The following is a 20,678-nucleotide window of genomic DNA, read 5'->3' as shown; positions in this document are numbered from 1 at the left end:
TGCTCTCTCCCTCGTCCGACAGGTTCCGGCTTCTCCGGCGCCCCGCTGCGGTCCAGTCTGTTCGGGCGAGTTCGGTGAGACCTGAGTTCGGATACTCACCTTGGCGGTCTCCGCGTACTCACGTACTGGCCCGCTCTCGTGTGTCGTGCCGCTCCGGAGCGGCGGTGTCGCGGTTGCGACATGTCCCACCTGTGCCACCGGAAACCAGTGACATGCCATTCGGTGCCACCGGATTCTGTCCAGCGCATGAACATCTCTGCGCGTACGACGGAAGGCACGGGACTGATGAGACGAATCCGCCTGGTGGCGGCGATATCGACGGGACTCGCTCTGACGGCCGGCGCCGTGGCGCCGGTGTCCGCCCGAACCGGCTCGGTGCCCACGGCCACAGCGGCGGCGGACGCCCCAGCGGCGACGGCCGTCGGCACCGTGCGGCTGATCACCGGCGACCGGGTGACCGTCGCCACCGCCGCCGACGGGCGGCGCACCGCCTCGGTCACGCCGGGAACCGGCCGGCGGCACATCCTCTTCCGGACTCTCGAACAGGACGGGCATCTGACGGTCCTTCCTTCCGATGCCGGGGACCTGGTCTCGGCGGGGCGGCTGGACCGGAAGCTGTTCGACGTGAGCGCGCTCCTCGCGCAGCGGTACGACGAGGCGCACACCGACGCGCTTCCTCTCATCGTCGCGGGAAGCGACGGAGTGGCGGCATCCGCCGTGCGGAAGCTGACCGGCCTTGCCGAGGACGGCTCGCCGGTCCGTCGGCTGGACAGCATCGGCGCGCGGTCGGTGCGGGTCGCCGAGGAGGATCTGGGCCGGTTCTGGAAGCAACTGGTGCCGGACACCGGGTCACTGAACGCGGCGCGGGTCACCGGCACTCCGCGGGTCTGGCTGGACGGCCGAGTGGACGCGGCGCTGGATCGCAGCGTCGCCCAGATCGGCGCCCCTGAGGTGTGGAAGGCCGGCTATCGCGGTGAGGCCGTCAAGGTCGCCGTCCTGGACACCGGCGCCGACCAGTCCCATCCGGATCTGGCCGGACGGATCACCCAGGCCAAGGACTTCTCCGGCAGTTCCGGCACCGGGGACGCCTTCGGCCACGGCACGCACGTCGCGGCCATCGTCGGTGGGAGCGGAGCCGCGTCCGGCGGCCGCAAGGGAGTGGCGCCCGCGGCGGACCTGCTCGTCGGCAAGGTCCTCGGAGACGATGGCTACGGCACCGAGTCCCAGGTGATCGCAGGTATGGAGTGGGCGGCGGACGCGGGCGCCAAGGTCGTCAACATGAGCCTGGGGGCGGAAGGCGCGAGCGACGGCACGGATCCCATGAGCATGGCATTGAACGAACTCACCGAACGCACCGGCGCGTTGTTCGTCGTGGCGGCGGGCAACAGTGGCGAGCAGGGTCCGGGCAGCATCGGCTCCCCCGGGGCCGCGGACGGCGCCCTGACCGTCGGCGCCGTGGACCGGAACGACGCCCTCGCCTCGTTCTCCAGCCGCGGTCCACGGGCCGGGGACGACGCGGTCAAGCCCGATGTCACGGCGCCCGGCGTCGGCATCGTGGCGGCCCGCGCGACCGGCACCACCATGGGTGACCCGGTCGACGCGCGGTACGTGGCGGCCTCCGGTACGTCGATGGCCACTCCGCATGTGGCGGGCGCCGCCGCGCTGCTCGCCCAGCGGCACCCCGACTGGAGCGCGACCCGGTTGAAGGACGCTCTCGTCAGCACGGCCCGCACGGCCACCGGCCAGGAGATCACCGAGCAGGGCGGCGGCCGCGTCGACATAGCGGCGGCCGCGCTGGGACCGGTCACCGCCACGGGCACCGTCGCCCTGGGACCGTTCGAGACCGGAGACGGCAACACCCGTACAAAGCAGGTGCGTTACATGAACACCTCTGACACCGACATCACGCTCGCGCTCACCACTCGGCTGGCCACGGCGGGAGGACGGGAACCCGCGGAGGGCGCGGTGCGGCTCGGCGCCGGCTCCGTACGCGTGCCCGCGGGCGCGACTGCCGACGTTCCGCTGACGATCGATCCGGCCCGCGCCCAGCAGGGCGACTACTACGGCTACGTGACCGCCGTCTCCGCGGACGGGAAGGTCACCGTGCACACCACCCTGAGCCTGGTCGTGCAGGGTCCCACGCACAGGATCACCGTCAACACCATCGGCCTCGACGGCGAACGCATCCAGGCATTGCCCGCCATCTGGGGTGCCGACGGCTTCGTGGGCTACACCGACATCGACGCCGCCGTCGCCGAAGTCGAGGAGGGCGTCTACCAGTTGGACTACTCGTCGCTGGACAAGGCCGCCGACGGGCAGGAGCTCCGGCATGTGGTCCTGCCGGAGGTGAAGGTCACCAAGGACACGTCCGTCACACTCGACGCCCGCAAGACGAGCCGGGTCGACATCCGCACACCCCGGCCGGCCGAACAGCGCGGCATCCTCAGCTACCAGACGTTCCGGAAGATCGACGGGAACGGACTGATCCAGGGCACGATGTACTTCGACAGCGCCAAGCGCCTGTACGTGAGTCCCACGCCCGCCGTCACGGAGGGCACCTTCGAGTTCGCCTCGCGCTGGCAGCTCGTCGCACCGCTCCTCAACGCGTCGGTGTCGGGCGACCAGAACTCCTTGGACGCCTACTACATGCCCTTCTCCCCTCTCTTCGACGACAAGAAGGCCACGCGGCTGACCGCGGTGGCCGCGGGTGATGCCGCCACGCCCGTATTCGACCGGGCCCGCGGAAAGCTCGCGGTCCTCACCGACGAACAGGGCCTGGACCAACGGGACCTGGCCGAGCAGGCGGCCGCGGCCGGAGTCAGCGGCATCGTGATCATCCACTTCGACGACAACGCTTGGACACGCTGGACCCCGGACGGAGAGCGCTGGGGCGTACCGACCGTGCGGATCAGCGCCGGGGCGGGAGCCGCCCTGTTGAAGCGGATCGGCAGGGAGCGCACCACCGTGAAGTTCACCGGCACCGCCCGCAGCCCGTACCTGTACGACGTCATGCAGGTCTCCTCGCAGCGCATTCCGGAGAAGGTCGTGCACACGGTGTCCGAGCGCAACAGCGCGGTGGTACGCACCACCTACGCCGACAACGGCGGCGCCGAGTGGGCCGGCGAACAGCGCTTCGGCCGACGGCCCTACCAGGACACGGCCTGGCTGCAGTACACCCGCCATGTGCCGACCGGCTTCGAGCGCACCGAGTACGTCAGCTCCGGTGACACCAGCTGGCAGCACCTCGTGCACCACGCGACCACGTTCGACGTCGACCAGCCGCTGGCCGTCGGCATGAGCGACGCGGCGCGCACCTACCGAGCGGGGGAGCGGACACGGGAAAGCTGGCAGGGGGCTGTTGTCCGGCCGTCCATCCCGCGCGGAACGCAGATCCCCACGGTGCGTGCGGGTGACGTACTGCGCCTGCGGATCCCGGAGTTCACGGACTCGACGGCCGGGCACTGGTCGCGGCTGCTCGGGGACGACGACGGTGGGGTGGGTACCTCCGGCGGGGCGAAGGCGGCGCAGGGCGACTCGGCCGCCGCCGTGCTCTATCGCAACGGCAGGAAGACCGCCGAGGCCGACAGTGCCTGGACGGACGTCGAAGTCCCCTCCGGCGAGGCCGACTTCCGGCTGGACCTCACCACCTCGCGCATGTCGGACGAGTGGGTGTACGGAACCGGTACCGACACGTCCTGGTCGTTCCGCTCGGACAGCACCGACACCGCGACGACGCTGCCGTTGCTGCAACTCGACTACGACGTACCGGTCGACGCGCACAACGCCGTCGGCTCCGGCCGTGCGCACTCCATCGGCCTGTCGGTTCGCGCCCAGGACGGTCTGGCCGCACCACGCGGGGTGAGTGTCCACGTCGAGGCCTCGTACGACGACGGCGCGAGCTGGAGCCGGGCCGAGGTGAAGAGCCGCGGACACAACGGGTTCGAGGCCGCGGTCAAGAGGCCGTCGGGAGTGCGCGGTGACGCGTACGTGACGTTGCGTGCCAGAGCACGGGACGCCGCGGGCAACATCGTCCGGCAGACCGTGCGGCGCGCCTACCTGCACCGCGGATAGGCACTCCACGCGGATCGGCGGGTGAGCGGGCGGTCCACGGCCCGCTCACCCGTGGACCGCCCGCTCGGCCGCCGTGACCCGCCACCCCGTGCAGTACGGTGTTCAACTGTCTGAGCCGGTCGGTCTCGGGGAGGGGCGCGGTGGCACTGGAGGCGGCAGGGGTGTCGGATGCCGAGGAGTCCGTCTACCGGCATCTCGTGACGACTGGTCAGGCCTCGGCCGAGGACGTCGCGCAGCGCATCGGGCTGAGCCCGGCCGAAGCCGAGCGGGTGCTCGACGCGCTGGCCATCAAGGGCATGGCGAGTCACACCGACGTGCTGCCCCGGTACTTCCGGGCCACTCCCCCGGACGTGGCGCTCATGCCCCGGCTGAGGGCGAACGCCGACGCGCTGGACCTCGCGCGGGCCGAGGCAACCAGGCTGCTGCAGGTGTACCGCGACACGATGCGCCGACGGGACGCAAGCGAGCTGATCGAGGTCATCACGGGCGCCGAGGCGCTGCGTCAGCATCTGCGTCACATCCAGGCGAGCGCGCAGGACGAGATGCTCTGGTTCTGCAAGGCGCAGTATGTGGCGATGCCCTCGGGCAGCAACAGCGCGGAGTTCGACGCGCTGGCGCGAGGGGTGCGTTACCGAGTCCTGTACGAGAAGGCCTTCTTCGACGACGAGGGCGCCGTTGACAACGTTGTTGCGGGCGTGCGCGCCGGGGAGACCGCCCGTGCGGTTCCCCATCTGCCGTTGCGGCTGGCGGTGGCGGACCGCGCCATCGCGGTCTGCCCGCTCGTGCCCGGCGGCCCGCAGGGCAACCCGGACGAGCCCACTGCCGCACTGGTACGGGACAGCAATCTGCTGGCCGCGCTCATCGCCCTCTTCGAACGCTACTGGGAGGACGCCGTCCCACTGGGCGTCGACGACTCCGGCGCGGTCGCCGGCACCGACGGAGTCGGCGGGCCGGACCCGCTGTCCGCCACCGACCGGCGTCTGCTGGCCCTCCTCGTGGCCGGGGTCGCCGACAAGGCGATCGCGACACAGATGGGCCTGAGCCGTCGCACGGTTCAGCGGCACATCCAGCGCATGATGGAGCTCGCCGGCGCGGCGACCCGTATGCAACTGGCCTGGCAGGCCGCACGCCGTGGATGGCTCTGACCGGGGCAAGAGCCTGTTTCTGAACTAGAAACAGGCTCTCCGGGCGGGCCTCCCCCTCACGGTCAGGAAGCGGCCAAAGAGGCGGCGGGAGCCGTGTTGCCACCAGTCAAAGACCCATGCGATCGCCACGCGCGGCAGTGGACCCGACAAACATCCACTGACCGGATTTCGGACAACGATCTCCGAAGTGGTCACCACTGACGGGCCAGGGCCCGCCGTCACTGCCCGGCCGGTGTGCGCAACACACCCACCGGCGCCGACCGTCGGCGCACCCAGCCGTACAGGACCACCGAGCACACCGCGGCGAACGCGCACCACGTCGAGACGAACTCCAGTCGCCACAACGCCCAGCAGATCGCCGCACCCACGGCCACCAGGACGCCGAGCAGTACGAGCAGCCGGTCGCCGGAGAGCAGCAGCGAGCCGACGGTGGCCAACAGGTAGCCCGCCACAAGCACTTCCGCCTGGGACAGATCGAGGACATAGGCGACGGTGTGACCACGGATCTCGGCCGTCACGGAATGAGTGGCGAGGTTGTACGAGAGCGCCGCCGCGGTTACGAGACCGGCGCCGAGCGGGACCGTCAGTCGGCGCCGGGCGTGCCGCGGTGCCGTGCACAGCACACCGACCGGTACCCACACGGCCAGCAGCGGAAGAGCTATCACCGCCCAGGCCACGGTGGCGGGCCCGGTGCCTCCGCCGGAACGCCAGACCACGGACTCGACGATCTGGTGGGCCCCGAGGAGCAGCGGCAGCGCGGCCAGCGGGAGATCGCCACCTCCGCGCGCCCGCGCCACACAGGCCACGCCGACGGCGGCGATGCCGACACCCGCCACGAGATCGGCTGTCGCGCTCCAACACATCACGCCACCAGGGGTTCGTCTCATGTGCTCGGGTCCTTGCCCTCACCACGCTACGGCCCGGGCCGCCGGCGCCTTCACTGACACGACCGTCATGGCCGCCTTGACCGGTGCCAGCAGGATTGCCGCGCCAGTAAGCGCTCTCTAGACTCCGGTGCGATGGACGACTCCGGCGCGATGAACCCGGCAACACCCCTCGGGGATTCCTACTTCGACTACTGTCCCTGGGACTTCGTTCGTCGTGCCTCCGACGCGCAGCGCGTGGCGCAGACCGCGCGTCAGAAGCGGCTGGCCGACGGCGGGGCGAGCTTCGGCCCGCGCTGCTACGTCTCCCCCGCCGCCGGTGTGTTCGCCGACGTCCTGCGTCTGGGCGAGAACTCCTACATCGCCGGGCATGCCTACGTCACCGGCGAGGTGACCGCCGGCTCCGACTGCACCGTCAACCCGTACGCCACCGTGCGGGGCCGGATCACGCTCGGTGACGGTGTGCGGATCGGTGCGCACACCTCCCTGCTCGGCTTCAACCATGGTTTCGCTCCCGACCGGCCCGTGCACCGGCAGCCGCTCACCAGCAAGGGCATCACCGTCGGCGACGACGTGTGGATCGGTTCGAACGTCGTCGTCCTCGACGGGGTGACGATCGGCGACCACTGTGTGGTGGGCGCGGGCGCGGTCGTCACCAAGGACCTGCCGCCCTGGACGATCGCCGCCGGCAACCCGGCCCGGCCGCTGCGCGACCGCCGCGACCACGGCACTTCGGGAGGCGGGGCGTCCGCCTCCTCGCCAGGCAGCACGTCGGAGTCGGACAGCGGCCTCGGGGACGCCGTCGCCCGGTTCGCCGACCGGGCCCGGGCCCAGGCCGCCGACCTCCTCGCCCGTTGCTGGAACGCCGACACCGGCCGGTACAGGGACCGGCCCGGCGCACCGGCGACCGTACGCGCGCACTGCGACGCCGTGGAGATCGCCGATCTGCTACTGGGCTCACCCCCGGCGCAACTGGCCGCCGCCGAGCACGCCGGGCGGCTGCGTGCCCTGCAGGACCCCGGCAGCGGCCTGGTGCCCGAACTCGCTCCTGACGGCAGCCCCGGTGCACTGCCCGCCCCGGCCTCGGACGGCTGGGTCGACGACGGCGCCGCCGAGTACCACGTACTGTCCGTGGGCTATGCGCTGGACCTGCTTGGCTCCCGCTTCACCCACCCGGTTCACGTCGTCCGGCGTATGACGCCCGGTCAGCTGATCACGCGCCTGGAGTCGCTCCCATGGCGGACCCGGGCGTGGTCGGCCGGAGCGTGGGTGGACTGCTGGGCCACCGGCGCGCACCGCAATCTCGAGTCGGGTGCCGAGGCGGGTGTGCCGGGCACACTGGAGACGCTGTTCGGCTGGCTCGCCACCCGTGTGGATCCGTGGACGGGGATGTGGGGCGAGGCCGAGTCACCGGCTGCGGGTCGGCTGCAACTGGTCAACGGCTACTACCGCCTCACCCGCGGCTCGTACGCGCAGTTCGGCCTTCAAGTGCCGTACGCGGAACGGGTCGTGGACACCCTGCTGACCCACGGCAGCGATCCACGCTGGTTCGCACCTGGCCGTCAGAACGCGTGCAACGTCCTGGACGTCGCGCACCCGCTGTGGCTCGCCGGGCCCCAGACCCGCCATCGGGCGACCGAGGCTCGGACCTGGGCCGAAGACCAACTGGCCCAGGCGTTGGGCCGCTGGCGGAACGGGGCCGGTTTCGGCTTCGGCCCGCCGGGCGAGGGCGGTACGGGTCCCGGCCGGGAGCCGGGGCTGCAGGGCACGGAGATGTGGCTGGCGATCATCTGGCTGCTGGCTGATCTGGCGGGGGTGTCGGACCGGCTGGGGTACCGGCCACGCGGCATCCACCGCCCTGAAGCGGCCCGCTCGTCCGCGTTCACCAGTAGCCCGGACTCCGCCGGCTGACGCCCTCACCGGACCGAGAAGCCACGGGCACCGGAGCCCGCGACCATCGAAAAGCCGCTGTAGTAGAAGTTGTGGTCCGAGTTGTCGGTCCGGCGAATGCCGGTGTCGCGCCAACTCGCGGAACCCCGTGTGCCCCACGTGAACAAATAGTCGATCTTGCGGCCGTCGTCGTAGGTCGGATGGGTGTACGGCGACTCGGTTTCACGGGGGCCGCTCGCCTCGACGCCGCTGCCGTACATGCCGTCCAACTCCCTTGCGTCGGGCAGGGCATTGAGGTCGCCGGCGACGATGACCGGGCCGTTGGTGCCGAGCGGGTGGCTGCCGTCCGGTTGCCAGCCGTGGTGGATGAACTCGGCCTGGGCCGCGCGGTTCGCCTTGCCGCCCACACTCAAGTGCGTGCTGCAGGCGGTGACTTGTGGGCCTCGCCCGCCCGCGGCTCGTACGAGAGCGCAGATGATGCCGCGCTCGTCGCGCGCGTTGTCCGGGTTGGGCAGCAGGGTCGGCGGCAGGACCTTCGCGGTGGAGTGGAACAGGACGCTGTTCCCGAACGGCTGGCCGTCGGCGCAGTCCGTGCCGGTGTCGACGAAGGCGCTGTTCATGCCTAATTCCCGGGCGAATCGCTCCCCTTGGGCCTTGCAGACTTCCTGAAGGCCGATGAACAGCCAGCGGGTGCTGTCGCCGGAGGTGAGCTCCTTGATGGCATCGGCTTCGTCCTTGATCCAGTCGCCCGTGTCGCCCCGGTGGCCGACGTTTCCGTAGATGTTGAAGGTGCCGACGTAGCCGACGTAGTGGCCGCGCGGGGACTTCGGCACGGGGGCCGTCTCGGGCCCGGACGGCTCGGGCACGCTGCTCGCGGGGAGTGCCACCAGGACGCACATGATGGCCGGCAGGATGGTGCCGGCCCTGCCGCGTCTCCTCGTACGCCCCGTTGCCATGACCTCGACGGTACCGCCGTGTCTCCGGGGCGAGTTGGGGCCCCGGAGACGAATGTGACCAGCCGCTCCACCGTGACAGGCCTCGGCAGCGCCTCTGTCGCGGTGTCACCGTCGCCGGTAGACGGTGATCGAGTGGCCGACCTCGTCGATCGGCGTGCTGGTGTCGAGCAGCGCGGCGAGCCGGCCGTCGGCCTTGGCGGCCGAGGAGTCCGACACGACGAGCAGTCCGTGCACCTCGCCCAGGGGAGCACTCAGCGGGTTGGACTCGTCGATGCCGTAGTAGGAGGGCACACCCGCGCCCTTGTAGACGAGCCAGACCCGCTCACCCGGGTGGTCCCGGCGGAGGCGATCGGCCAGGCGGCCCAGGTCCTGGCCCCAGTCGACGTTCGAGTCGTGCAGGCGCAGGTGGGTCTTCGACGGGCCGCCGAACGCCTCGTTGGAGTAGGGGAGGTAGTACGGATACGTCAGCAGCGAGCTGACCGCGGCGAAGCAGATCAGCGCCGCCGTCACGGCATGCGCCCACCGTCGGCGGAAGACGGTTACGCCGGCGGCGGCGACCGCCAGGAACATCGGCATGAAGAGCGCGTACCGAACGCCGAGGTCACGGGCCCCGTTCATGGCCACGACCAGCAGGCAGGCCGCGGGGACGAGCACGTACGGCGCCGCGGGCCGCAGCCGGCGAACCGTCAGGAGCACCACGGCGCCCGCGAGCCACAGCGCGAGCATGCCGAGCGGCGTCTTCACCAGGAGTGCGGCCGGCAGGTAGTACCAGAGCGATCCCTCATACAGCCGGCCGAACAGGAAGCCCTGCCAGATCTCGTACTCGAAGCCGAACTGGATGCGCATGCCGTCCCGGTACGGCTCCGGGAACGGCAGCCACGCGGCGATCCGGCCGCGCGTTCCGAGGATGTCCGGCACGTTCTCGGGCTGCGTCCAGCGCAGTCGGGGGTCGACGACCAGGTAGGCGGCCCACACGACGGTGACCGCCACCAGCGCCATACCGACGGCCGCCGCCGCGCCGAGCGCGAGGACCCGCGCCCGCTCGCGCATGCCGATTCCGGGTGTCCTGCGGGCGTACCAGACAGACAGGACACCGAGCAGCATCAGCACCGGAACCACCGCCAGCGCGCTCATCTTGGTGGCCACGGCCGCGCCGAGGGCGATCCCGGCGAGCGGAAGGTACCGGCGCGGCCGCTGCCGGGCCCGCCACAGCAGCCACACGGACGTGAGCAGGAAGCCGGCCGCCGGTACGTCGAGCGTGGCCAGCGACCCGCTCGCGATGACGTCCGGTGAGAACGCGTACAGGGTGAGCGCCACGAGCCCGGCCGCCGGGCCGGCCAGGTCGCGGGCGAAGGCGAGGACGACCAGCCCGAACAACAGCGTCAGCACGATCACCGGCAGGCGCGCCCACAGCATCAGCCGCTCGGGGTCGTTGCCCGACTCGTACAGCAGCTGCCGCCCCAGTGCCTTCTGGCTGAAGGCGAAGTCCGGGTCGAGGCGCGACGCGTCGGTGAACACCAGCCCGGACGCGATGATCAGCTTGCCCAGGGGCGGGTGTTCGGGGTTGTAGCGGAGGCTGCGCTGCTGAAGGTAGACCTCGGCCGTGGCCACGTACACCGGCTCGTCGATGGTCGGGGTCTGCTCGACGGCCGTCGTGACCATCGCGACCGCCATCTCGGCCAGAAGCGCGACGACGGCCAGCACGTACAGCGGCCGCCGGTGACGCTTGAGCCCCGCGAACCGGCCTTTGAGCCCTTCGATTCGGCCCTGGCGCTTGCCCTCGGCCGTCGGTGCGGACCCGCCGGACGCGGTGTGCTCGTCACCGTCGAGCCGGGTGATCCACGGCGACCTCATGGCACCCACCTTCCCATCAACCCCGCTCGTGGTGGCCCTCTTTGGCGGTGTGTGGCCCAACTGTTGGGCGTGCCTTAACCGTTGTGACGCCTGCGACCTCTTGGCGTGCCGGTGAAAACCCGGGAAGCTGAACTGCACATGTCATAAAGGGCGTTGGCCTGCGCAAGGCCATGAGGAGGACGCTAGTGAACGGCAGACCGGTATCGAAGCTCTTCGGATCGCGGCGGTTTCGCCAGAGAACGCTCGGCGGCCTCGCGGGCGCCGTCGCCCTGGTCCTCGCCTTCCCGGCCACCGCCCTGGCGGCTCCGCCCGGGGCCCTGCCCGCCAACGCCGACGGACTGGAGCAGACGTTCCAGCCCGCCTACGACTACGACACGGACGGCTGCTACTCCACTCCAGCCATCGGCCCGGACGGGACGATCAACGGCGGCCTCAACCCGAGCGGGGCCCTCAACGGCTCTTGCCGCGACGCGTCGGACCTCGACAACACCAACGGATACTCACGCTCCAAGTGCAACAACGGCTGGTGCGCGATCGTGTACGCGCTCTACTTCGAGAAGGACCAGGCCGTGGCCGGCAGCGGGCTCGGCGGGCACCGACACGACTGGGAGCACGTCGTGGTGTGGGTGCAGAACAATCAGGCCGAATACGTCTCGACCTCCAACCACGGCTCGTTCACGGTCCACAACCGTTCCCAGATCCGCTTCGACGGGACCCACCCGAAGATCGTTTATCACAAGGACGGGATCAGTACGCACACCTTCCGCGCCGCGGGCTCGGGCGACGAGCCGCCGGAGAACCACAAGGGAACCTGGCAGTACCCGCCGCTGGTCGGCTGGAACGGCTACCCCGCCGGTCTGCGCGACAAGCTGAGCGCGTACAACTTCGGCAGTGCCACGCTCGGCATCAAGGACAGCACGTTCAACTCGCACCTCGCCTCGGCCAAGCCTTCGGGGATCGCCTTCGACCCCAACGCCTGACCGCGCGGCAACCGCACGTCAGCCGCACGTCAGCTGGAAGGCCCGTCCGGATCACTCGGGGACGGCGGCCCCTCGGGCTTGCCCGGAGAGCCGCCGTCAGCGAGCTTCGGCACGACTCGGACGCCTCGGGCGACTCGAGTGGCGAAGCCGACGACGTCCTGGACGATCCGTTCGGGCTCTTCCCAGTACAGAAGGTGACCGGCGCCCTCGTACGCGACGAGGGTCGCTTCGGGGATCGCGTCGACGATCCGCTGCTGATCGGTGCGCGGCAGAACGGTGTCCGCGTCACCCCAGAGCACGAGCGTGGGTACGAGGATTCCCCTCAAGGTCGCCGCCAGGTCCGTCTCCAGCAAGCCCCGCAGGGTCTCCCGCCACACCCGGGCGGGCACCTTGAGGTTCTCCTCGGCCATCGTCGCCACGAATCCGCGTCCCACCGGCAAGGTCGCGAGGTCGCCCAGCATGTCGTCGACGAAAGAGCGCGGCACGGGGTCTTCAAGGGCCTGGATCGTCTCCCACAGAGCCGTGACGCCGGGTTTGTCGGCGAGTGTGGCAGGGGCGCCCATGAGGACGAGTCCCGCCACCCGGTCGGGGTGGCTGCCCGCGACCATCCGTGCGGCCACACCGCCGCTCGACGCTCCGACCAGGACGGCACGGGCGATCCCCACGGCGTCGAGGAACTCCGCGAGGTCGTTCGCGAAGTCCTGCGGACGGTAGCCGTCCGCAGGCCGTTCGGCGTCGCCGTGACCCCGCTGAGTCGGGGCGTATCCGTGCACGGCGGCAGGGAGCTGCCTGAGCAGCGGCTCGAACATCCACCAGGAGTCCGCGAGACCGTGCACGAAGACGACAGGGATGCCCTCCGGATAGCCCGCCTCGGCGTAGGGGAGAACCAGCCCTCCCCGCAGCTGGGCGGCCTTCACCGCGATCGTGCTCACGGCGGCCTCCTGACGTCGGTCGGCCCCTCCTCGTACGCGGGCCCTCGGGGGCGCGACGATCTCTCTCAACGTGATGATCTCTCTCATCGTAATGAGGAGTGCGGCGGACCGCCCCTTCGCACACAGCCACTCCGTGTACGTGAGGGCGGCTGCTTCTGCCCGGCAGGCCGCAGTGGGGCACGGCCACCGCCGAGGGAACCGCGAAGCCGCCTCAGGCAAGGATCGACCGCTGGGCGTCTGACTTGGACATCTGCACCGTTCTGTCCTGAAAGGCCATCAGGGCAAGTCGTTCGACGGTTCGTGACACAGTCGTCGCCGTCGTGGGCTACATTGCGAACGCCCTCGGCTCCGGACTCCATCGGAAGGGCGCTCTGAGAAGAATTCTGGAGCGGCGAATGCACCCCTTGGAACTTTCTCGACCGGCTCCACCATTGATGCAGGGAGGACTCGCCGACAGCGTCTTCGACACAGCGATCCGCGACCCGGCCCTCCCGCAGATCGCCCGCCGTTCCGACACCTCCCCCACGACCTGGTCATCGGTGACCGCGGTCGAGTTGCGGGACGAAGTGGTCGACGTGGCCAGGGGGTTCATCGCGGCCGGGATCCTCCCGGGCCACCGCGTGGCCGTCATGGCCCGTACCCGCTACGAGTGGACCGTGCTCAGCTACGCGCTCTGGACGGTGGGCGCCGAAATCGTCCCGATCTATCCGACGTCGTCGCACGATCAGGTCGCGTGGATCCTCAGGGACGCCGGCTGCGTCGCCGTGGTGGTGGAGGACGAACAGGCCATCATGACGGTCGGCTCCGTGTGCGCCTCGCTGCCGTTGCTGCGGCACGTCTGGCAGCTGGACGCCGGGGGCCTGGCGGACCTGGTCGAACAGGGCCGGCTGGTACCGGTCACCACCGTCGAGTCCATGCGCCGGATCGTGCTGCCCGACTCGACCGCGGTCATCGCCTACACCTCCGGCACGACGGGACACCCCAGAGGATGCGCCCTGAGCCATCGCAGCCTCGCGAGCCCCTGCGACACGCTGCTGGCAGGCTGGAGAGAGACGGTGGCGCCGCCCGGGGAACAGCCGGCCGTCCTCGCCTTCCTTCCCTTCTCCCACGTCTACGGCCTCATGATCCAGGGACTGTGCATGCGCGGCGGTTTCCTGATGGGCCACGAACCCGATCTGGGCGCGGAGTCGCTTTCCGCGGCCCTGCTGTCCTTTCGCCCGACGTTTCTCTACGCCGTCCCGTCCATCTTCGAGAAGATCTACAAGAATTTCCTGCGCAAGGCCCAGGAGTCGGGCCGTAGCGCCTTGTTCGAGCGAGCGGTCCGCACCGCGCAGGACTTCGCCGTGGCCGCCGAGCGCCACCGGCTGCGAACGGGCCCAGGACCCGGCCTCGATCTGCGACTTCAGCACGCCATCTACGAAAAGACGGTGTACCGAAAGCTCCGCGCGGCACTGGGCGGAAGAGTGTGCGGCGCGGTGTCGGGCGGCTCTCCCCTCAACCGTGAACTCGCCCTTTTCTACGCGGGAATCGGGATTTTCGTCCACGACGGATACGGGCTCACGGAGACAGGCGGCGGGATTACGGCACAGCCCGTGGGCCGGGAGAAATTCGGAACCGTCGGACGCCCCATTCCCGACACGGAGATCCACGTGGCCGACGACGGGGAGATCCTGGTACGGGGGCCTTCGGTGTTCCAGGGCTACATCAACGACGACGCGGCCACGCGGGCCTCACTTCAGAGCGACTGGCTCGCCACCGGAGACATCGGCCGCCTCGACCGCGACGGATATCTGACCATCACCGGCCGCAAGAAGGACATCATCATCACGAGCAGCGGCAAGAGTGTGGCGCCCGCGGCTCTCGAAGAACGCCTGCGGGTCCATCCGCTCATCCATCAGGCGGTCGTCGTGGGTGACAACCGGCCCTGCGTCGGAGCTCTGATCACTCTCGACCCCGAATTCGTCGCCCACTGGCGCTCGGTCCTGTCGATACCGGGCGAGGCGCAGGACCGGGAACTGCGCGAGGAGAACGCTCTGCGAGAAGAGATCAAGCGCGCCGTCGCCGCGGCCAACTCCACCGTGTCACGCTCCGAGTCCATTCGCGCGTACCGGGTACTTCCCGAACCGTTCGACCTGGCCAACGGAATGCTCACTCCCTCGCTGAAGCTGCGCAGGGACGCCATCTCACGGCGGTACGCCGCCGAAATCGAGGCGATGTATCAGACGTCCTCAAGGCCCTCCCGGAACTTCGCGCCCGTCGATCCCTACAACTGGGACGAGCTGGACAACGACAACGTGTTCAGATGAGCCGTTCGCGTGAAGCCTGACGCGGTGAGGACGGGAGCCCCCCGTGCGGCGAGTACGCGGTGGGGCGACTCCCCCGCTGTCCACATGACGCCCGCAGTCGGCTCCCACGGCACATTGCATCGTGCACGCTGCTTGACGCCCCTTGATCCAGCGACTTAGTTTCGCAGCGATTAAAACGATTCAAGTCCCAGGCCCCTCAGGGGGTCTTCTTCGTGCTGCCCGGGAGTGGACAGGACCCATGGACGACCTCACCTCAGCTCACCGGACGGGGATCCCGCGCCGCACCCTGCTCGTGGCCGCGGCCACGACAGCCGCCGCCGGTGCGGTCGACTGGGCCGGGCACGGCCGCGCGTCGGCAGCCACCGCCGAAGCCGGCGCCGCCACCGCCCTCACCGCCACGACCACCGGCGCCTCCTTCGCCGAGCCGAGCCGTGCGGTGCGGCCGAAGTTCCGCTGGTGGTGGCCCGACGGCCTGGTGCGGCCCGACGAGATCAGACGGGAGATCGACCAGATCGCCGACGCCGGCTTCGGAGGCGCCGAAATAGCCGCCGTCCATCACAGCGTCACCGACACCTCGGTACTGGACACCGCGCGTCACGGCTGGGGCAGCGCCGCCTGGGTCGCCGGCGTGGAGGCCGCGCTGAGCCAGGCGGCCCGACGCGGTATCACGGTCGACCTCACCGTCGGACCGAGCTGGCCCGCGGCGGTTCCCGGCATCACCCCCGACAGCGAGGCCGCCGTCAAGGAACTCGCTTACGGGGCAGTCACGTTGGCCGCGGGCACCGCCTACAGGGGCGCGGTGCCGGAGCCCGTCCACGAAGCGGCGTCCGGCGTGACCGAGCGGCAGCTCCTCCTGGTACAGGCCGCACGGGTGAACACCGCGAACTCCACGCGCAAGGAGACCGGCCTCGACCTGGACTCCGTCCGCGACCTCACCCCGACGGTCACCGACGGCGCCATCAGCTGGACCGCGCCCGACGACGGCACCTGGGTCCTGATCGCGTACTGGGTACGCGGCTCCGGCCAGACGCCGGAAGCCGGCCCGCACACCGTCCCGCCCGCCTATGTGGTCGACCACTTCAGCGCGGCCGGCACACGCGCGGTGACCGACTTCTGGGAAGCCCGCATCCTCACGCCCGCGATCCGCCGCCTCTTGAAGGTCTCCGGAGGTGCGCTGTTCGAGGACTCCATCGAGCTGGAGACCGACGGGCTCCAGTGGACGCCGCGCCTGCCCGACGCGTTCCTCGAACACACCGGCCGCTCCCTGCTCCCCCTGCTGCCCGCCCTCATCCTCGACAACAGCAACCAGGTCTACGCCTTCGAAGCCGCCGTCACCCGCCAGATCCGGCACGACTTCTGGGAGACCGTCTCCACCCTCTTCAACAAGCACCACGTCACGGCACTGCGCACCTGGGCCCACTCACTCGGCCTCCAACTGCGCTCCCAGCCCTACGGTCTGCAGACCGACGCCATCGCCTCGGCCGCGATCCTGGACATCGCCGAGGGCGAGTCCCTGGGCTTCAAGAACCTCGACGACTACCGCTGCCTGGCCGGCGGCCGCGACATGGCCGGCCACACCGTGCTCTCCTGCGAGGCAGGTGCCTATGCCGGCAGCGCCTACAGCACCACCTGGCAGAGGTTCCTGCGCACCATGGGCGGCGCCTACGCCGCCGGCGTCAACCAGACCGTCGTCCACGGCTTCTCCTACGCCGAGCTGCCGGGCGTCAACTGGCCGGGATACGCGGCCTTCACCCCGTACAAGGGCACGGCCGGCTACGGCGAGTCCTGGGGACCTCGGCACCCGACCTGGAAGCACGTCGCGGACGTCTCCGGCTATCTCAGCCGGGTCCACCAGGTGTTGCAGACCGGCCGGGCCAGAGCCGACGTCGCTGTCTTCCGGCAGACCGGCTACACCGCCACCGGCATCGGCGCGTCCTGGTTCACCGCCACGGGCGTCACGCTGGGCTGGACCCACCAGTTCCTCAGCGGTCCACTGCTCGACCTGCCCGCCGCCACCGTACGCCGAGGGCGGCTCGCACCCGACGGTCCCGCGTACAAGGCGCTGTTCGTCGAGGGCGACTTCTTCTACGGCTCCCAGGTGACCCTCGCGCTGTCCGACGCCCGCGCCCTGCTCCGGCTCACCCGGGCCGGTCTGCCCCTCGTGCTGCTCGGCGCCTGGGAGACCGTCGTGCCGTCCGGCATCCCGGACAGTGGCGAGAGCGACGAACTGCGTTCCGTGGTGGCCGAGTTGCTCGCCCAGCCGCTGGTGCGCCGCGTCACGGACAAGACGGCGGTCCCCGCGGCCCTCGCCGAGCTCGGTGTACGGCCCGACGTGCGGCACGCGACCGCCTCGACCCTCCTCAACGCCCACCGCGTGGCCGACGGCGTCGACTTCTACTACCTGTGCAACGGCAAGCACGCGGAGACCGTCAAGCCGCCGGTGGCCGCCATCGACCACGAGGTCACCCTGCACCGCACGACGGCGCGCGGCGTGCCCTACCTGCTGGACCCGTGGACGGGGAAGGCCGAGCGCATCGCGCGCTACACCGAGGACGGCGACAGCGTCACCGTGCGGGTCTCCCTTCAGCCCGCGGAAACCCTCGTCGTGGCGATCGGCCGGGCCGGCCTCTTCGGCGACCACCACGGCGGCCGCCCGCACGCGGTCAGCAGCGAGGCCGACGAGGTGCGCTTCACCGACACCGGACTCACCGTCCGCGCCATGGCCGCCGGGACCTACCGCACCGTGCTCTCCCACGGACGCACGGTGCGCACGTCCCTCAAGGACATCCCCGGCCCGATGGAACTGACCTCCTGGGACCTGTACGTCCGGGACTGGCGACCCGGCGCCACGGCCACCCGGACCACCGTCGTCGAGCACGAGCTGACACTGGACGCCCTGCTGCCCTGGTCCCAGCTCCCCGAACTCGCCGACGTCTCGGGCATCGGCCGCTACCGCACCACGGTCACCCTCGGTGAAGGCTGGACCGGCGGCCACGGCGCACGACTCGAGCTGGGCACGGTGACCGACACCTGCCGGGTCACCGTCAACGGCCACCGCCTCGACCCGGTCGATCAGATCCACCCGGTGGTGGACCTGAACGGCCTGCTCGAGCGAGGGCCCAACCTCATCGAGGTCGAGGTGGCCACCCCACTCGCCAACCGCCTGCGCGTCAGCGACCCCGCGGTGTACGGCGGACTGGCACGTCAGGCGTACGGGCTGCTGGGACCGGTTCGCCTGGTGCCCTACGGGGAGGCCCGGGTGCACGACGCGACACGACCTCCTACCGGACGCCAATGAGGCGAGGGCCATTCGCCGCCCACTCCGCCACCAAGGCGTACGTCACCCGTACCTCCCGCCGCCTGCGCGCGGAGCTGGGTGCGAGGAACACAGACCGTCGGTTTCATCGCCGCCCCGCCGCCGCGCGCGAACATCCAGCAGGTCACCGTGATGCCGACGGGCCGGCCCGGCTGACCACCCGAGGAGCAATGCCTCCGGCCCGCGACTGCCAAAGCAGTCGTGGGCCGGTGGAGTGTTCTCCCGGAGGGAGTGTTACGCGGTGTTCGTCGGGCGGCGCACCACCGTTCTGAGGGACGGACCTTTCGGGTCCCAGGAGCCGGCGCCGACGGCCGTGTCCTCGAACTCGAACGGACTCGTGGGCACGGATCCCGCCATCGCCGGTACCGGCGCCTCGCGGGGCGTCCGGCGGGACTCCCGCAGGCTGGGCGCGGGTCCGGCCGGGACCAGCGGGGCACGCTCCATGGCGCGGACACGGCGCGAGAACCAGATGATCTTCCCACCGGTACCCGTGGCGCAGCAGCCCCAGCCGTCGCTCATGGCGGCGATGTGGGCCAGGCAGCCACGAGTGGCGGAGTCCGGGTGGAACTCACCGTCGTTGTCCGCCACGGCGGTGATGAGGTGCTGGCCGTTCCACCACATCTCGATGGTGGTGTTCTTGTCCGCCGCATGCTCGTCGATCGTGAGCAGCAGCACCTCGGCACAGTGACAGACGGGCTCGACGAGGTTCTCCAGATTCCAGTAGCGGAGATGGGCGGCCAGAATGCGCCTGACCTGTTCGACCCGCTCCGGACTGACCTCCACGTCGAGGTGGTAGTAGCAGGGCACTACGGTCTTCATCGTCGTTGGCTCCTCACCGGCGAAGCCCTCGCTCCTCCTCGCCCCCGCGGGCCGAGCCCCGAACACGAAGCGTGAGCAGTGATCGCTCCTGAGTCAGTCCCAGCGTGAGAGCAGTACTCCGTTCGTGCAACACGAGAGCGGCATGAGGTTGTTGAATCGACAACAGGACGTTGGGTGGCGCCGCGTGCACCATGAGTGAGGGCATCGATCGCCGTAATCGGTCGATGCCTCTCCGTGCACGGTCTGCACGCACGATCCGGACGAGCCGTGCGATTCGAAGGAGTGGAAGGTGACCAGTGAAATGCTGCTGCCTGCCAAAGCCGAGGTCGCCAGGCATCTGGAGCAGTACCGCGCCTGGGAACGCATGATGCTCGCGGCCCCCGCCGACCGTGCGGCGCGGGGCAACTTCGAGAACACGGGCTACACGTTGTGCGTGCTGATGGGGAAACGCTGCGCGCGGGAGGCCGTTCACGCCGCCGAGCGTTACCTGGCCGCCAGTGCAGACGCACGCCGCCGCCGGGAAAGGGCCGACGGTGGCCCGCCGATCGGCAGACGCTCCGCCGAACTCAGGACGAGCCCTGTGTCCTGAAGGCCTTGTCCCAGGGGCCCTGTCTTCCAGTCGGCCCTGCCCTAGGGGCGGCCCTGCCCCAGGGGCCGTGCGAAACACCCGCACACCACGGACCGAGCTCAAGGATGGCGGAGGTGAGACCCATGAACGAGAACCCGGCAAACCCGGCCACCGGCCACATTCCCTCTGCCGGCCGTATGCCCGTCGTCTCAATCGGCCGCATCCCCATCGTCGATGTCCGCCCGGCCGTCGAGTGCGGCAATCGCGCGGCGAAGGCGGTGCTGGGCGAAACTTTCCAGATCACCGCCACCGTCTTCGGCGAAGGGCACGACGCCGTCGCCGCGAACGTCGTCCTGCGCGACCCGGAGGGCCGTACCGGCCCCTGGACGCCCATGCGGGAGCTGACCCCCGGGACCGACCGATGGGGCGCCGACGTCACCCCTGGAGCGGTGGGCGACTGGACGTACTGGGTGGAGGCGTGGTCCGACCCGGTGACCACTTGGCGCCGGTCCGCCGGCATCAAGATCCCGGCCGGCATCGATATCGGGCTGGTCCTGGAGGAGGGTGCCGAGTTGTACGAACGGGCCGCCGCCGGAGTACCGAACGAGGCGGGCCGAGCGGCGGTGCGGGCCGCCCTGCACGCGTTGCGCGACGAGTCCCGGCCGCCGGAGGCCCGCCTCGCCGCCGCCCTCACCCCCGAAGTGGACGCGGCTCTGACGGAACATCCGCTGCGCGACCGACTCTCCCGATCGGCCCCGCTGCCCTTGCTGGTGGAGCGGGAGCGGGCGTTGTACGGCTCGTGGTACGAGTTCTTCCCGCGCTCGGAGGGGGCGGTGATCGAGCCGGACAAGCCGCCGGTCAGCGGCACGTTCCGGACGGCGGCACGGCGGCTGCCGGCGATCGCGGAGATGGGCTTCGACGTGGTGTACCTGCCGCCGGTCCACCCCATCGGCAGCA

Annotated in this window: 13 protein-coding genes; 8 read left to right on the top strand and 5 right to left on the bottom strand. The window is 70.4% G+C overall.

Annotation, left to right across the window (positions count from 1 at the left end; genetic code table 11):
• Window positions 1–285 precede the first annotated feature (285 nt).
• Complete coding sequence (locus ACTWQR_RS27625; RefSeq protein WP_443229875.1) at window positions 286–4,071, top strand: S8 family peptidase; 3,786 nt, start codon at window positions 286–288, stop codon at window positions 4,069–4,071.
• Between the two features lie 140 nt (window positions 4,072–4,211).
• Window positions 4,212–5,216, top strand: a complete 1,005-nt coding sequence (locus ACTWQR_RS27620) for a helix-turn-helix domain-containing protein (protein WP_443229874.1) — start codon at window positions 4,212–4,214, stop codon at window positions 5,214–5,216.
• A gap of 218 nt (window positions 5,217–5,434) precedes the next feature.
• Here the strand turns inward: ACTWQR_RS27620 and ACTWQR_RS27615 are convergent, their stop codons facing one another.
• On the bottom strand, window positions 5,435–6,079 hold the full coding sequence (locus ACTWQR_RS27615; protein ID WP_443229946.1) for a DUF6629 family protein: 645 nt from the start codon (window positions 6,077–6,079) through the stop codon (window positions 5,435–5,437).
• 156 nt (window positions 6,080–6,235) lie between these two features.
• Between ACTWQR_RS27615 and ACTWQR_RS27610 the strand changes: the two genes are divergently transcribed.
• The gene (locus ACTWQR_RS27610) at window positions 6,236–8,011 is read left to right on the top strand and encodes an acyltransferase (protein ID WP_443229873.1); all 1,776 of its coding nucleotides are present in this window, start codon (window positions 6,236–6,238) and stop codon (window positions 8,009–8,011) included.
• Window positions 8,012–8,016: 5 nt separating this feature from the next.
• Here the strand turns inward: ACTWQR_RS27610 and ACTWQR_RS27605 are convergent, their stop codons facing one another.
• Both ACTWQR_RS27605 and ACTWQR_RS27600 read right to left on the bottom strand, forming a co-directional pair.
• Window positions 8,017–8,946: an endonuclease/exonuclease/phosphatase family protein gene (locus ACTWQR_RS27605; protein WP_443229872.1), complete on the bottom strand. Its 930-nt coding sequence runs from the start codon at window positions 8,944–8,946 to the stop codon at window positions 8,017–8,019.
• A 105-nt stretch (window positions 8,947–9,051) separates the two neighbouring features.
• Window positions 9,052–10,800, bottom strand: a complete 1,749-nt coding sequence (locus tag ACTWQR_RS27600; protein ID WP_443229871.1) for an ArnT family glycosyltransferase — start codon at window positions 10,798–10,800, stop codon at window positions 9,052–9,054.
• 170 nt (window positions 10,801–10,970) lie between these two features.
• On the opposite strand from ACTWQR_RS27600, the gene ACTWQR_RS27595 reads away from it, so the two are divergent.
• Window positions 10,971–11,780: an NPP1 family protein gene (locus ACTWQR_RS27595; RefSeq protein WP_443229870.1), complete on the top strand. Its 810-nt coding sequence runs from the start codon at window positions 10,971–10,973 to the stop codon at window positions 11,778–11,780.
• Between the two features lie 29 nt (window positions 11,781–11,809).
• Here ACTWQR_RS27595 and ACTWQR_RS27590 read toward each other — a convergent pair whose 3' ends face one another.
• Window positions 11,810–12,712, bottom strand: a complete 903-nt coding sequence (locus ACTWQR_RS27590) for an alpha/beta fold hydrolase (protein WP_443229869.1) — start codon at window positions 12,710–12,712, stop codon at window positions 11,810–11,812.
• A 434-nt stretch (window positions 12,713–13,146) separates the two neighbouring features.
• On the opposite strand from ACTWQR_RS27590, the gene ACTWQR_RS27585 reads away from it, so the two are divergent.
• Window positions 13,147–15,018 (top strand): AMP-dependent synthetase/ligase, encoded by a 1,872-nt coding sequence (locus ACTWQR_RS27585; protein ID WP_443229868.1) that lies wholly within the window; start codon window positions 13,147–13,149, stop codon window positions 15,016–15,018.
• Between the two features lie 238 nt (window positions 15,019–15,256).
• Entirely contained in the window at window positions 15,257–18,316 is a 3,060-nt protein-coding gene (locus tag ACTWQR_RS27580) for a glycosyl hydrolase (protein WP_443229867.1), read from the top strand.
• Between the two features lie 252 nt (window positions 18,317–18,568).
• Here the strand turns inward: ACTWQR_RS27580 and ACTWQR_RS27575 are convergent, their stop codons facing one another.
• Window positions 18,569–19,153 (bottom strand): pep a2, encoded by a 585-nt coding sequence (locus ACTWQR_RS27575; protein ID WP_443229866.1) that lies wholly within the window; start codon window positions 19,151–19,153, stop codon window positions 18,569–18,571.
• Between the two features lie 301 nt (window positions 19,154–19,454).
• On the opposite strand from ACTWQR_RS27575, the gene ACTWQR_RS27570 reads away from it, so the two are divergent.
• Window positions 19,455–19,742, top strand: a complete 288-nt coding sequence (locus ACTWQR_RS27570; protein ID WP_443229945.1) for a DUF5133 domain-containing protein — start codon at window positions 19,455–19,457, stop codon at window positions 19,740–19,742.
• A gap of 176 nt (window positions 19,743–19,918) precedes the next feature.
• Window positions 19,919–20,678, top strand: a 760-nt coding sequence (locus ACTWQR_RS27565) for a maltotransferase domain-containing protein (protein ID WP_443229944.1), incomplete at its 3' end; no start/stop codon positions are given.

The organism is Streptomyces sp. 2A115 (assembly GCF_052245575.1).
In the GTDB taxonomy this organism is placed as follows: Bacteria; Actinomycetota; Actinomycetes; order Streptomycetales; family Streptomycetaceae; genus Streptomyces.
This window is presented reverse-complemented; position numbering and strand designations above follow the sequence as displayed.

Bases quoted from the DNA above. Each gene is read 5' to 3' on its own strand.
- ACTWQR_RS27625 (WP_443229875.1), top strand. From the start codon at position 286: ATGAGACGAATCCGCCTGGTGGCGGCGATATCGACGGGACTCGCTCTG.
- ACTWQR_RS27615 (WP_443229946.1), bottom strand. From the start codon at position 6,079: ATGTGTTGGAGCGCGACAGCCGATCTCGTGGCGGGTGTCGGCATCGCC.
- ACTWQR_RS27610 (WP_443229873.1), top strand. From the start codon at position 6,236: ATGGACGACTCCGGCGCGATGAACCCGGCAACACCCCTCGGGGATTCC.
- ACTWQR_RS27605 (WP_443229872.1), bottom strand. From the start codon at position 8,946: ATGGCAACGGGGCGTACGAGGAGACGCGGCAGGGCCGGCACCATCCTG.
- ACTWQR_RS27600 (WP_443229871.1), bottom strand. From the start codon at position 10,800: ATGAGGTCGCCGTGGATCACCCGGCTCGACGGTGACGAGCACACCGCG.
- ACTWQR_RS27595 (WP_443229870.1), top strand. From the start codon at position 10,971: ATGAGGAGGACGCTAGTGAACGGCAGACCGGTATCGAAGCTCTTCGGA.
- ACTWQR_RS27585 (WP_443229868.1), top strand. From the start codon at position 13,147: ATGCAGGGAGGACTCGCCGACAGCGTCTTCGACACAGCGATCCGCGAC.
- ACTWQR_RS27580 (WP_443229867.1), top strand. From the start codon at position 15,257: ATGGACGACCTCACCTCAGCTCACCGGACGGGGATCCCGCGCCGCACC.
- ACTWQR_RS27575 (WP_443229866.1), bottom strand. From the start codon at position 19,153: ATGAAGACCGTAGTGCCCTGCTACTACCACCTCGACGTGGAGGTCAGT.
- ACTWQR_RS27570 (WP_443229945.1), top strand. From the start codon at position 19,455: ATGCTGCTGCCTGCCAAAGCCGAGGTCGCCAGGCATCTGGAGCAGTAC.